This is a genomic window from Providencia sp. UF-183, from assembly GCF_058246155.1.
The window spans coordinates 35,186-47,984 of the sequence record NZ_JBSICD010000019.1 but is presented as its reverse complement, the minus strand read 5'-3'; the positions used below and the strand labels follow the sequence as shown (position 1 = coordinate 47,984).

The window sequence follows — 12,799 nt, the reverse complement described above, 5'->3', positions numbered from 1 at the left end:
GCTTACCTCACATTAACCGAAAAATTAAATGACTGGTTGGTGTCTTGGTTTGTGGCTTCAATATCAATCACCATCTGCGCGGCCTCGGTGCTGCTTAAATTAATGTGAGTTAATAAAATGCGAGGCTCCCATTTTATAAGCGCGGTATAACAGGCTGACATTAGCTGTAATTTCAGTGCGGGATTTTGGGGCTGGTCGATAAGCTCTGATAATAGCGAGCCATAATTTCGCCGTGCGATGCGCGAGCCGATAGGGGTAATCAAAATATCGCGCACGGATTGGCGTATGTGCTCAATGTCAGAAAGGCTTTTTCCATCCGTTCGGCTCATGCCGCAATATCTCATTGTGGTTTTCCTGTGGATTCGCCACCGCTACGCACACCACCATGAATGTGGCCATGCACTGTAACACCATTGGATGTAATTGCGCCGCCAGTATGTGTGAAATCACCTGTCATTTCGCCGCCCTCGGTGACATTAAGCGTGGCGCAGGTTAGGTTTTGTGAACAAATTACGGTGGGGGTTGTCAGGTTAATTTGTTTGCTGGCATTAACGACAACCACTTTTGTGGTGGCGTTGATTTGCTCACTAGCCTCAATCGTTGCCGTTGTAATCCCTGTCGCTTTCAGTGCGCCAGTGGCGGGCTCATACTCAATGATTGCGCCGTCTGAATACGTGCAATGGTCTGCTGTCAGTGAATCCGTCGGTTCGGCATGTTCATTGGAGAAAATACCCGTCAGGACAAATGCCGTAGTAAGCTCACCGCCAATCGCTAAAATAATCACTTGCTCACCCACACTAGGGGCATTCATGGTTCGCGTGCTTCCAGCGCGTAAAGTGATCCAATTTAGCCAGTCGGTTTCTAGGTTTCCAATTTGTACGCGACAGCCTTTTTTGGCATCGACGGCGGTCACTATGCCAATACGGATCAGGTTTTTAATTAGGCGGCGAATTTCGGCAGACATGATTTATTTATTCTCTGCCTTTATTGTATTCATAATGAGGCCTCTTACTTTGCCTTGCCAGAAACACAAACATACAAACATCGGCATAACAAACCACATCCCGCTTAATAACAAAGCAAATGCAGCAACAATCGTTAGTGAAATTGTCGCCGTATATACAACGTCATTAAGTGGTAATAAGTGTTTTTCTATGCCTTTGAATTCATATTCAAAATCTTTATTTGTTAAGTATGGGCTGAATGTAAAAAATAATTTGAAGCCATAAAGTGAAATACAAGTGTTGATAATCACGGCAGAAATATGGCTGCCAATGCTTCCATCAAAAAAGGCAATCACGGAATAAAAAATAATGATTAGAGCAGGGATCAGCGGAATATATTTGCGCATGGCAACCTCAAAAAAATAATTTTCTTAAGCGTGCCATTGATAGCGTATTGATTGCAGCTACTGCCTTTTGTGCAGTCTGTGATACAAATTATCGTGAGAGATAATCAATAATCTGGCTTTCAATATGCCTGATTTCTTGTGGCGTCAGCCCTAGCAACTGGCGTGATGGGTAGGTAATTTTTGCATTGCCAATACGCTCTGTTAAACCAAATTGATGCACGCCAGCAATATTCCCCGCTGAAGGTAAAAAATAAATCGCGGCTTCTTTATCGCTGCTATAGGTTCGTAAAAAACGGGCAGTGGCGAGTTTTTTAAACATGCGCGTTTGCTTGGTTTTACGCGCGGTGCTGATTTTATCTTTCTTGATGCTGATATAACGCTGAATATCTGACTTGCGAAATGAGCGCTGGGCTTTTTTATTCACGTCTTGCCCTGTGATTGTTTTGCTGTTGCCGCGCCAGTTACGTAAGGTGCGTTTTTGACCGTGCCACATAAATTGGATTTCGCGCTGCACGGTGACAAAGCTGGCCTTGCGTTTGGTGTATGGGCTACCATCGGGATTTTTCTGCTGTTGAATGCGCCTAATTTGCGTCCGTCGTAAATCGCGGGTGATTCCTTTGGCAAGCTGCCTGCGCTGGCCTTGTGACAGCCGATTTAATAAATGTGTTAATTCACTATCAAGCTGTCGCAATGTGTCGTCATTCATTGTGTTGTTTGCCATTCATCAAAGGGATTCACTGGCTCAGGTGTTGCCTCAATCACATATTTACCGTCTTTATCAATGGCAAGTACACGCTCAGTAAGATTTAATTCAATACTGATATGGGCAGTGGTGTTATCTAAAATCACCGCTTCAAATTTAAAGTCTTGTTGGCGCTTTGTCGGGTTTGCTGAAATATCGGATTGATTTTTTCTTAGCCAATCATTTACCACGGCAATTAACACATTTTGGTCACCGCTGTAGTGTTCAATAATAATATTGGCGGTGTATTCATATTCAAAGCTGGGCGTTTCTTCCAACGTGGAAATAATCCGCCCATTTTCAACAAATAAATACAGGTTTTCGGGGTTATCTTTGAGAAAAGGGACTTTGCTGTCTAAGTAAGCCCTCAAGCTAGTGAGTTTTTTCACCGTTCCGTTCCTCATCAAATATCTCAATCGCACCCAGCTGAATATTGGTGGTCTCTAAGGCCGCGAGTAAAGGGTCAACCATCAATGCTAAATCGCAATAGGTTAAAACCCGTCTGGTAACGGCGGTGGGACTTGTTGCGTTAAGGTTTTCGGGATGGGTACGCATTGCGCTTGCACGGATACGGTAGGCGTTGTTGAGCACCCGATCAGCAAGATACTTAGGCACAGGTAAATCACACGTTGGCTCATTTTTAAGAATGGTTCTATATTCAATTTTTCTTTCCTCGGCGGCGGCACGTTGAATAATGCCGCGGCGATAGGCATCACCCGCGATTTGATTCGCACGGTGAAAACTTAAAGATTGGTCAGTGATCAGTGCGGATTTTTTATCCACGTCTAACAATAGCTGTTTGTTGTCTGCAGTTAATGTGCCGACTCTTTCATTAAGCCTTTCTATTTTTTTGATGCCTTGCCAGCCTGCGATAACCAGACTGGCAACAAAGAAAATTGCGGTTCCTATCGCCCATTTTTTCATAGCAATCGATAGGCCTCATCGTACTGAGTCAGGCTGTAAGGGTGCTGATTGCTGTTTTCCATTTTAATAATGGCTTCAGATAGTGCATAAAGCGTGGTTTTGTCTCCCACTTTAATTTCATCATCTGCATTAACGCCTAATTTTTTTGCCACAAATTGAATGTAATTTTCCGTATGGTTTTCATTCGGTGGGGCGTAACGGTCAATGATTTGGCGGATGGTCTTTTTATGGTGTTTATTTTGGTATGTAAACAGCACTTTAAATAATGCACGAATACCCCATACAGGGTTGATAAACTGACAAAAATCCTTATCGGTTTGTGTTGGGCTTAGCCCTTGCCATTTTTCGCCGTGGCGAATATTGCCCGCATTATTGTTGCGTATACCACGTGGTACGTTAGACATGTTTTCCCCCTGTAAATCGTGACCAGAAATAAGTGAGGGCGACACTCCCCATAGCGCCACAAACGCCAGTTGCAAACAGCGTAATGTATTGGCTTTGGTTATACTCTATGCAGAGTAGCCCACCGAGTAACCCTGTAAAGCCAGAAACGACCATTTGCATAAAAGCCGCAAACCAGCTCCACGGGGCATTATTTGTTTTAACATCAATGATGTATCTCACAACACCTCCCCACATTGAAATGAAGAGCATCAATAACCACTGTGCGATACCGAAACTGTTCGGATCTTTATCAAACATGTATCAATCCCATAATTGTATAAGTGGCTGTGCTGGCTCTTCGGTAACTTCAGGTAATTCAATCAGTATCCCCGCGGACATTATCGCCCCCTGTTCTGCAAGGTTGGGATTTGCTAATAAAACGGCCTCAGTCATGCCCGTGGTTCTGCCATAAAATCGCCAACATATCCCATCCACGGTGTCACCTTTCATCGTTCTGATTTTCATATCAGCTCAACAATGTTATGTGTCGTTCCCTTGATGCGCTGGATAGCCCAAATCGCATCGCGCTGTAAATCATCAATATTGGGCTCAAGGGCATCGGCTTTTTTGCTGCCGTTTGGCGTGGTGTCAATATCGCGGTAACGCTCGGTCAAATTTGCTTTGGCGCTGCTGAATACCGCGCGGCGATAAAGGATCACTAATTCGGATACGTCAATCTCTCCATGCGTGATTTTACTGGCGGGGACGGCCTCTAAGGTTGCATAACCTAAGTGGATTTCTTGCTGTTGAAAGCTGGACAGTTCACGGTTGGTTTCAATGATGGCGTTTTTTAACGCTTCAATTAATCGGTTTTGGGTTACCGTGCCGTCAACTCGCATTGACTCGCGAAATGCACGGGTATTAATCTCAGGCCAAAACACACCACTGGTGAGCGTTTCGTCTTTTTCGTTGGCGGGCTCGGGTGAAACAAAATCCATAAAGGCACCTTTAAAATAGGTAGGCGGTGGGCGAGAGTCCGAAAATAAATTTCTTATCTCGCGCCGCCTTGCGCGTTGGCACGTTCTTTATTCGTCAGCGCTGTTTTTCACTGACAAAAACTTTTCAATATTCTTAATGTCCTGCTTAACACCACAGCGATCATTAAGCTCAAGGGCACGCATTAATTCGCATAGGGCTGGCTGTGGAAAATCGTTGTCTCGCAAGCTGTAACCGAGCCATTTATGCAGTTCACCACGCACTTTATCGGGCATATCTTCATGCTCAATCAATGACATGGTGCGCTGCAATATATCCAATGGAATGGGATTTTTTGCGGTATAGGCTTCTTTAGCTCTATCGCCCATTTCCTCGGCAATGGCGCACCCCGTTGTGCGGGATTGACCTGCGGGCATATTAAGATTGTGCTGAAGGGCATACTCCGCAATATCGAGCCCTTGCACATAGACACCCGCGTCAAAACTCCACAACATCAGATACATCAACACATCATCTTGAACGCCTGAATTCCCCTTAAGGGTTTCAGTGATCCACGTTTCGTAAAGCGGTAAGGCTTTTCGCTTATAGACTGCTTTGCGTTCAAATGACTGTGTTTTACTGAGGTCTCGCATGTGCTGGCGTAGCATCAATTTAACTTGCGTTGCTGCCGAGGGGTCAGCAAGAACGCCATAGGCGCTGACGTTCTTGGCTTCCACTTGCATGCGCTTTTTTTCCCACAAGTTCACGACTTACCCCTTATGCACCTTTGTTCTCTTTACCTGTTTTTTCGGGGTCTGCATTTTTCGGTTGCTCAGCGCCGTTTTTCAGCGCGTCCAGTTCCGCTTTCAATGCTTCGTTTTCTTCCAATGTCGCGAGCATCTTTGCTTTTTGCTTTGCATCATCACCCGTCGGTGCATCTGGCTCTTGCTTGCCTTTTGTCAGCTCAATGTTTTCAATCAGCGCTACGCAGTCGTAATCTTCAATGATGTAATCTTCATTCACAGATTCGTAGTTTTCGATACGGTCACGTTTTGCATTATCAACCACTTGGCGGCGGCGTGATTCGATTTGCCAGTAAATGGATAAATTATCTAATCGCGTGATAAGCATTCCATTTTTTGGGAAATAAGGCACACGCACTGCGGGCAATCCACCGAGGCGTTTTTGGCTAATAATCACATCGGCAGCTAACGCCTCGGTATTGGCCTGATCACGGTTGACGATAGGGAAATATTTATCGGCTAATAATGAACGACCACAGATAACCACTAAATCAGTATCATCGGCATACACTTCGGAAATGGCGTGATCGACGGCCTGCATAACCAGTGCATCAAGGTTTTCATAATCTTCACCTTTACCCACTTTGATTGGCTCAGGTGTGATTTTGTTGGCGTCTTTATCCGTGGATGAACCCAAAACATGATCAGGGGCTTCAAGGCGGATTTTATGTAACCAACCGACATTCACGTCTTGTAGTAGCTTGTTGACTTTGCGGTCTGACGTTGCCGCGCGGCTCGTGCCGTTAAAGCCAATCATGATGCGATCAAGGGCTTGACGCTGAATAATGGCATCGCGGATACGGCGCTGAAAATCTTCAAACATTGCCCACATATCCAGTTTTTCGTAACGGATAGCGGTATCGAAATTCGTTTGACGGCAGTGATAGCCTTGTTTGGCTAATTGTGTCGGGTCAGTGGGTTCACGGTCTTGTTTGGTGGTGTCTGTTGTGCCTGCCACCGTCGAACCAATGCCAATGCCAATTTTTTCACCCACTTGGTCTTTCACTGGCACAATATTAATTTTGGTCAGAAAGACGGCGCTTAACTGAATTTTACTTTCCAGTTTTTGGGCTGCCGAGGGTTCGATTTCTACTTTTGAATCTGTGAATTCTTGCGGCTGAACACCGTAAATCTCACCAAGGCGGGTCATGTAACCGTTAAATTTAACTTTTGTTTCTTTTCTCATTATCGTTCCCGTTTAGCAATCAGTCAGGTTTTCAGTGTTAGTCGTGTTACCACCAAAAGACGTGGGACGATGTTGCCCATTATCCTGCTGGCTTAAGTCTTTTTTGAGCTTATCCAACTCGCTGCGCAGGGTTTCATTTTCTTGCTTGATACCCGATAACGTTTTGACTTGTGATTGAAGCTGGCTGACCTTTTTCGCTATTTCGGTCTGCTCTTCTGCGCAAAGTTCAATGGCTTGATGCACATCATCTAGATTGGCATCACTGCGTTTACGCTCTTGGCTAAACTTGGCTTTGATGCGTTCAAATAAATTGGGCTTATCGCTTTTATCTTCTTCATCAGTAAATTCAATGGACGTTTCTTCTGCCGCTGTAAAGACGTTGTCTTTATCTTGTTTGCGCTCTGAGAATACGGTCGTTTTATCTGCGCCAGCGCTAAATTCAAGCATGCTCGTGCCAAGGCTGGCAGGGTTATCTGTGACCGCCAAGCCCACCAAATAAGCGCCGTTCATATCGGAGAAATTCGGATTGATTTCGACAGAGGTATAGACTTTCTGGCGTTTTTTATTCATTTCGATTAATGAATCGGTAGGCGTTAATACCCCATATAAAGCCAGTTTGCCTTTTAATGCTCCCTCGCTGATTTCTTCGGTATAAACCGACTCCACATCGCCATAACGTGGCATCCATGAGTAATTCATGTGCTCCATATTGATGCGGGCACCGTAGACATTTTTGTCATAATTTTTTTCGATATCCGTTAACCATTGGCGCTGTACTTTGCGTCCATCGGTAGTGGCTCCCTCAACACAAAGGCGCACGGGTTTGGATTTTTTTGTCATTGCTCAGGCTCCAGCAATTAAATTGATGTGAATATAAAAATTGTGAGCCTATGTTTTCAGGGATGGGGGTTAAGAAACAATGCTTTGCCATTGTGTGGGAAATGGCACAACGGCGACACAGGGCGAGAGGACGAGTGAGTCAGTAATCTGGCGACATGAAAACATTACACGATTTTGACCCAAGAAAACGCGCCATGCACCTGTATTTTAACGGGTACCGAATTGCGCGTATTGCTGAAATCCTCAAAGAAAAAGCTGCCACTATCCACAGCTGGAAGCGCCGCGATAAATGGGATGAAATCACCCCCGTTGAGCGTGTGGAAATGACGCTGGAAATGCGACTTTGTACGCTAATTAGTAAAGAAAATAAAGAGGGTAAAGACTTTAAAGAGATTGACTTGCTTTACCGCCAAGTTGAACGACACGCCAAAATTCACAAGTATCAAAACGGTGGCAATGAGGTGGATTTAAATCCAAAACTTGCCAATCGAAACAGTGGTGAGCGCCGCGCCCCTGAAAAGAATCTGTTTAGTGAAGAGCAGATCGAAAAGCTGGAAGAAATCTTTCGTGAAAATATGTTTGCCTACCAAAAGGTTTGGTATGGCGCAGGCCATCAACACCGCATTCGTAACATCTTAAAATCACGTCAAATCGGGGCGACGTACTTTTTTGCACGTGAGGCGTTTATGGATGCACTCACCACAGGCAGAAACCAAATATTTTTATCGGCGAGTAAAGCCCAAGCGCACGTATTCAAAGGCTACATTATTGATATGGCGCGGGAAGTGGATGTGGATTTAAAAGGCGACCCCATTGTTTTGCCCAATGGGGCGACAATGTATTTTCTTGGCACCAACGCCCGCACCGCACAGAGCTACCACGGTAATTTGTACCTTGATGAATATTTTTGGATACCCAAATTCCAAGAGTTACGCAAGGTTGCGTCGGGTATGGCCATGCACAAAAAATGGCGTCAAACCTACTTTTCAACCCCATCCGCATTGACCCACAGCGCGTATCCGTTCTGGTCAGGCAAATTATTTAATCGTGGTCGCCGTAAAGGGGATCACGTTGAGGTGGATATCAGCCACCAAGCGTTAGTAAATGGCATGATGTGCGGTGATGGTCAGTGGCGGCAAATTGTCACCATTGAAGATGCCATGCGGGGCGGATGTAATTTATTTGATATCGACCAGCTCTATTTAGAATACAGCCCTGATGAATTCGAAAACTTGCTGATGTGTGAGTTTGTCGATGATATCGCGTCCATTTTCAACTTGCAGTTAATGCAAAAATGCATGGTGGACAGTTGGGAAATATGGGACGACGTTCAACCGTTAATGATACGCCCCTATGCTTTCCATCCCGTTTGGATTGGTTATGACCCCGCGAAAGGCACGCAAAATGGCGACAGCGCAGGTTGCGTAGTTATCGCGCCACCGCTACATAAAGGCGGTAAGTTTCGCATTCTTGAACATCACCAATGGCGCGGCATGGATTTTCGCGCGCAATCGGATGCGATAAAAGAACTTACTGAGCGCTACAACGTGCAATACATCGGGATTGACTCTACGGGGATTGGTCACGGAGTCCTGCAAAACGTGCGGGAATTTTTCCCCGCTGCAAAAGAATTTGTCTATAACCCTGCGTTAAAAAATGCCTTAGTGCTTAAGGCCTATGACGTCATTAGCCATGACCGCCTTGAATATGACGCGGGAAGCAATGATATCACCCAATCTTTCATGGCGATTCGCCGTGCGACCACAGCCAGCGGCAACCGTCCAACCTATGAGGCAGACCGCAGCGAAGAGGCCAGCCATGCTGACTTAGCGTGGGCAACCATGCACGCCCTTTATAACGAGCCAATCACTGGTGAAAATCACAATCAACACAATATTGTCGAGGTATTTTAATGAGCCGTAAAAATAAAAAACGCCAGCCGCAAACACTGGCACAAGCCCCAGACCATGCCCCCGCAGAGGCGTTTACCTTTGGCAGCCCAATACCCGTGTTAGACAAGCGTGAGATTTTTGATTACCTCGAATGTGTGCAAATTGATAATTACTATGAGCCCCCAATCAGTTTTAATGGCCTTGCGCGCACGTTCCGCGCAGCCCCACACCATAGCAGTGCGATTTATGTAAAACGTAATATTCTTACCAGCACCTTTATTCCCAATAAATATTTAAGCCGTCAGGCGTTTGATAGCTGGGCGTTAGATTTTTTGCTGTTTGGTAATGGTTATCTTGAATTGCGTGATAACCGATTAGGGCAAGCATTGAACTTTAAGCACACCCCTGCAAAGTTTACCCGCCGCGGTGTTGACCTTGAAACTTACTGGTTTGTGCAATATGGGTATGATATCAAACCGTATGAATTTCAAACGGGCAAAGTGTTTCACTTAATTGAGCCTGATATTAATCAGGAACTGTACGGCTTGCCTGAATATATTGCGGCAATCCCATCGGTACTACTGAATGAGGCGGCAACACTGTTTCGCCGTAAGTATTATCTCAATGGTTCGCACGCAGGTTATATCTTGTATATCAGTGATGCGGCACAAAAAACTGATGATGTGGATAAAATTCGTGAAGCCCTGAAAAGCAGCAAGGGGCTGGGTAATTTCCGCAATTTATTTTTGTATGCACCAGGGGGGAAGAAAGACGGCATCCAAACAATTCCACTTTCTGAAGCGGCGGCAAAAGATGAATTCCTCAATATCAAGAATGTGAGCCGTGACGATATGTTAGCGGCACACCGTGTGCCACCACAAATCATGGGGATCATTCCTGAAAATGTGGGCGGCTTTGGTGATGTTGAGAAAGCGGCAAAAGTATTTGTGCGCAATGAGTTGATGCCGTTACAAAGTAAGATGATGCAATTGAATGATTGGTTTGGCGGGGAGATTATTAAGTTTAATAAATACTCGCTGGATTTAGACGATGAATAATATTACTCGTTAATTCAATGATGCCGCCCACTGAGGCGGTATTTTTTTACCTGTAGGTAGGTGATCTCGATGCTCTAAATAATAATAAGACCCCACTGTATTATATCAAACCTATCTCACCAAGACGAATTCTCCAGAAATCAGGCCCATCAAATAGCGGTTTAAACGCACCGTACGGCACCACAATGCACGCAAAAATAATTGCTACCTAGTTATAGAAAATTGAATTTAACGACGTGACGGCTCGGAGATTTTGCGGACGGATATTTAACAATACACACCTCGCCGCGCAATCGTAGCCCCGCCACGCCTGCCCACTAAATAGGTCGGTTTTCATGCACTCGCAAGAAATCGTCTGAACCGCGCCAGTGGTGGCGCTTCGCACAGGTAACGATCCTTTTTTGTTCATGCAGATTTGGGCGGGAAATTGCACATTTAGCAAATGGTTTCTTGACTGAAAAGCTATATTAAATAATGTGTTATCTCTTAGATAGTAGGCTGATAATAAATGGTGCAATTTAGGTGGTGAATTTTAATATAAAAAAAAGTTGCCTGAGGGGAAACTCTTGTGTATGATACGAAACATGGTCAAACGAGTTCGTTTGCACTTTGCTCTTTAAAAACCTTAGTGGACGGTAAGGACTAGTAAAACAGTCATCTATATTTTCATCACAATATGGAATCTCCCCCTCCCATTACGCATGACGTACGATGTAGCTAGACGAGTTAAGAAATCGGCGGCTCATAGTAGGCATAATTGGCATTGTTTAATGCGAAAGTAATGGCAGGTATCTGAAATATTTCAGTGGGTATTGGCTGGTGCTATCTACGATGTGCAACACGATCCACAGAACATCTATGGCAGGGGATGCGAAAGCATCGTGTTGTAATAATGTTAATGAGGTTTTTATGAACAATATTTTGGACGCATTAAAACGCGTACGTAATGAGAGCAAACACATCGTAGATAAAAGTACATTAGATGAATTAGACAAAGCTATTAAGTCTATTGAAGAAGAGATTGAAGATAAGAATAGTGGTAAACCACCTTTTAAGGTTATTTCCTATGCTGTAAAAATACTTTCATTAATTAAGTATTTGACTAGCGATTCTTCCGATTAATCTCATAGTAAGGAGACGATTATGCTTTTTATAACTCAAAAGATGACTACACCAGCCATATTAATCCCATCATAGAGTAGAGGTGAACATGCTTAATATCGGTCTTGCAATGAAACAATGCAGGGACGCTAAAAATTTAACTTTACAAGAAATGGCAGAAAAATCAGGCTTAACGAAGTCTTATCTATCAAGAATTGAAAATTCACAAAGAGATCCAACTATTTCTGCTTTAGAAAAAATATCACTCGCATTAGATATCCCCCTGAATATACTTATATTGCTATCTGAAGTTGAAGATGAAAAAGATAATCGTTTTAATGACATTAATGAGATATTAAAGTCAACTATCATGGATGTTCTTCATAATGGAAAAAAATTGGAGTTATAATAATAGAAATCTAGCAAAAAAATCCTCTTTATTGAGCTTATTAGGTATAAATGAGAATGAATTACTATATGTAATTAACAATAAATCATTGTTTTATATAAAAAACAAACCAAAGAAAGGAAAAAATGGTAAAATAAGAATTACTTTTAAAGTCATCGGCTTGTTAAAAAAAATACAGAAAAATATAAAAGATAAAATACTACAAAATATTTCTCTTCCAAACTGTATTGTCGGTGGAGTTAAAGGGAATTCATATTTATCCGAATGTAAGGAACATACAAGTCAGAATATTATAATATCAGAAGATATTAAGGATTTTTATCCAACCATCTCTCAGCTAATAATCAAAGATGCCTTACAGTATTATTTTAATTTTGGCCCCGAAGTTTCTACTATACTATCTGAATTAGTTACATTTAATGATGGTTTAGTTCAAGGTAGCTCATTAAGTACAGATATTGCTAATATTATTTTTTTAGAAAAAGAAAGCTTTGTTTTCCATGAACTAAGTCGGTTAGGTTGTACTTATAGTAGATATATTGACGATATTACAGTTAGTTGTGATAGAGAGTTATCTAATGAAGATATAACTAGAATTAAAGTTCTTGTATATGGAATGATTAGAAGCAAAGGACTTTTAGTTAATAAAAAGAAGTCTCATATCATGAGGTCTGGTGATAGAAAAATAGTGCATAATGTAAAGGTAAATAACGCTATTAAACCACTTGATAAAAGAAAAAGTGCATTAAGAATGGAGATCTTTATTTTTGAAAAAAAAGTACAAGATTCTATAGATATACTAGATATATTAAAAACATATAAAAGAATTAAAGGTTTAATAAATACATTAAAGCAACAGGGAGATAAAAATACAGAAAAATACATTTCTAGTTTAAGTGATAAATTAAAGTCAATTGATAGTGCAAAATCTAAAAGAGCTATACGAAGTGAAATAAGAAAATGCAAATCGCTGCCTGAATTACAGAAAACAAAATCAAAATTAATAGTGTTATCTAAAGTAAACGCATCTTTCAGGGTTATTTTAGACTCAGAGTACAAAACAAAAAAGTTCAAGTTAGTTAGTAAAAAATAAGTATTTCTATTATAAACTATTTGAAATTTTGTTGTTCATTT

The 12,799-nt window shown here is 42.5% G+C and carries 18 protein-coding genes; 5 read left to right on the top strand and 13 right to left on the bottom strand.

Annotated features, from left to right (window positions below; all coding sequences use genetic code 11):
- Positions 1-2 precede the first annotated feature (2 nt).
- The 13 genes from AC4IFT_RS16650 to AC4IFT_RS16590 all read right to left on the bottom strand — a co-directional run bounded on the left by AC4IFT_RS16650 (position 3) and on the right by AC4IFT_RS16590 (position 7,205).
- A complete protein-coding gene (locus tag AC4IFT_RS16650; protein WP_490751966.1) occupies positions 3-344 on the bottom strand; it encodes a GPW/gp25 family protein in 342 nt (113 codons plus the stop codon).
- Complete coding sequence (locus AC4IFT_RS16645; RefSeq protein ID WP_490751965.1) at positions 341-964, bottom strand: phage baseplate assembly protein V; 624 nt, start codon at positions 962-964, stop codon at positions 341-343. The genes AC4IFT_RS16650 and AC4IFT_RS16645 overlap by 4 nt, the downstream gene beginning before the upstream one ends.
- A 3-nt stretch (positions 965-967) precedes the next feature.
- Positions 968-1,351 carry a hypothetical protein gene (locus AC4IFT_RS16640; RefSeq protein ID WP_490751963.1) on the bottom strand — a complete coding sequence of 128 codons (384 nt, stop codon included), beginning with the start codon at positions 1,349-1,351 and terminating at the stop codon, positions 968-970.
- An 88-nt stretch (positions 1,352-1,439) separates the two neighbouring features.
- Positions 1,440-2,072: a phage virion morphogenesis protein gene (locus tag AC4IFT_RS16635; protein WP_490751962.1), complete on the bottom strand. Its 633-nt coding sequence runs from the start codon at positions 2,070-2,072 to the stop codon at positions 1,440-1,442.
- Complete coding sequence (locus AC4IFT_RS16630; RefSeq protein ID WP_279778804.1) at positions 2,054-2,482, bottom strand: phage tail protein; 429 nt, start codon at positions 2,480-2,482, stop codon at positions 2,054-2,056. The genes AC4IFT_RS16635 and AC4IFT_RS16630 overlap by 19 nt, the downstream gene beginning before the upstream one ends.
- A complete protein-coding gene (locus tag AC4IFT_RS16625; protein ID WP_490751960.1) occupies positions 2,466-3,017 on the bottom strand; it encodes a DUF2570 domain-containing protein in 552 nt (183 codons plus the stop codon). The genes AC4IFT_RS16630 and AC4IFT_RS16625 overlap by 17 nt, the downstream gene beginning before the upstream one ends.
- Positions 3,014-3,421: a structural protein gene (locus tag AC4IFT_RS16620; protein ID WP_279778808.1), complete on the bottom strand. Its 408-nt coding sequence runs from the start codon at positions 3,419-3,421 to the stop codon at positions 3,014-3,016. The genes AC4IFT_RS16625 and AC4IFT_RS16620 overlap by 4 nt, the downstream gene beginning before the upstream one ends.
- Positions 3,414-3,719, bottom strand: coding sequence for a phage holin family protein (locus AC4IFT_RS16615; RefSeq protein WP_048606846.1), 306 nt, complete (start codon positions 3,717-3,719; stop codon positions 3,414-3,416). Before AC4IFT_RS16615 ends, AC4IFT_RS16620 begins: the two co-directional genes overlap by 8 nt.
- A 3-nt stretch (positions 3,720-3,722) precedes the next feature.
- Positions 3,723-3,926 carry a tail protein X gene (locus tag AC4IFT_RS16610; protein ID WP_490751957.1) on the bottom strand — a complete coding sequence of 68 codons (204 nt, stop codon included), beginning with the start codon at positions 3,924-3,926 and terminating at the stop codon, positions 3,723-3,725.
- On the bottom strand, positions 3,923-4,399 hold the full coding sequence (locus AC4IFT_RS16605; RefSeq protein WP_279778813.1) for a head completion/stabilization protein: 477 nt from the start codon (positions 4,397-4,399) through the stop codon (positions 3,923-3,925). The genes AC4IFT_RS16610 and AC4IFT_RS16605 overlap by 4 nt, the downstream gene beginning before the upstream one ends.
- A gap of 87 nt (positions 4,400-4,486) precedes the next feature.
- Positions 4,487-5,143 (bottom strand): phage terminase small subunit, encoded by a 657-nt coding sequence (gene gpM / locus AC4IFT_RS16600; protein WP_279778815.1) that lies wholly within the window; start codon positions 5,141-5,143, stop codon positions 4,487-4,489.
- Positions 5,144-5,153: 10 nt separating this feature from the next.
- A complete protein-coding gene (locus tag AC4IFT_RS16595; protein WP_490751954.1) occupies positions 5,154-6,365 on the bottom strand; it encodes a phage major capsid protein, P2 family in 1,212 nt (403 codons plus the stop codon).
- Between the two features lie 12 nt (positions 6,366-6,377).
- Positions 6,378-7,205, bottom strand: a complete 828-nt coding sequence (locus tag AC4IFT_RS16590; RefSeq protein ID WP_490751953.1) for a GPO family capsid scaffolding protein — start codon at positions 7,203-7,205, stop codon at positions 6,378-6,380.
- Positions 7,206-7,360: 155 nt separating this feature from the next.
- On the opposite strand from AC4IFT_RS16590, the gene AC4IFT_RS16585 reads away from it, so the two are divergent.
- The 5 genes from AC4IFT_RS16585 to AC4IFT_RS16565 all read left to right on the top strand — a co-directional run bounded on the left by AC4IFT_RS16585 (position 7,361) and on the right by AC4IFT_RS16565 (position 12,758).
- Positions 7,361-9,118: a terminase ATPase subunit family protein gene (locus tag AC4IFT_RS16585; RefSeq protein WP_490751951.1), complete on the top strand. Its 1,758-nt coding sequence runs from the start codon at positions 7,361-7,363 to the stop codon at positions 9,116-9,118.
- Complete coding sequence (locus AC4IFT_RS16580) at positions 9,118-10,155, top strand: phage portal protein (protein WP_490751950.1); 1,038 nt, start codon at positions 9,118-9,120, stop codon at positions 10,153-10,155. The genes AC4IFT_RS16585 and AC4IFT_RS16580 overlap by 1 nt, the downstream gene beginning before the upstream one ends.
- An 858-nt stretch (positions 10,156-11,013) precedes the next feature.
- Positions 11,014-11,277 carry a hypothetical protein gene (locus AC4IFT_RS16575; protein ID WP_423727594.1) on the top strand — a complete coding sequence of 88 codons (264 nt, stop codon included), beginning with the start codon at positions 11,014-11,016 and terminating at the stop codon, positions 11,275-11,277.
- Between the two features lie 88 nt (positions 11,278-11,365).
- Positions 11,366-11,665 carry a helix-turn-helix domain-containing protein gene (locus AC4IFT_RS16570; RefSeq protein WP_272681112.1) on the top strand — a complete coding sequence of 100 codons (300 nt, stop codon included), beginning with the start codon at positions 11,366-11,368 and terminating at the stop codon, positions 11,663-11,665.
- The gene (locus AC4IFT_RS16565) at positions 11,643-12,758 is read left to right on the top strand and encodes a reverse transcriptase family protein (RefSeq protein WP_490751948.1); all 1,116 of its coding nucleotides are present in this window, start codon (positions 11,643-11,645) and stop codon (positions 12,756-12,758) included. Before AC4IFT_RS16570 ends, AC4IFT_RS16565 begins: the two co-directional genes overlap by 23 nt.
- Positions 12,759-12,799 lie beyond the last annotated feature (41 nt).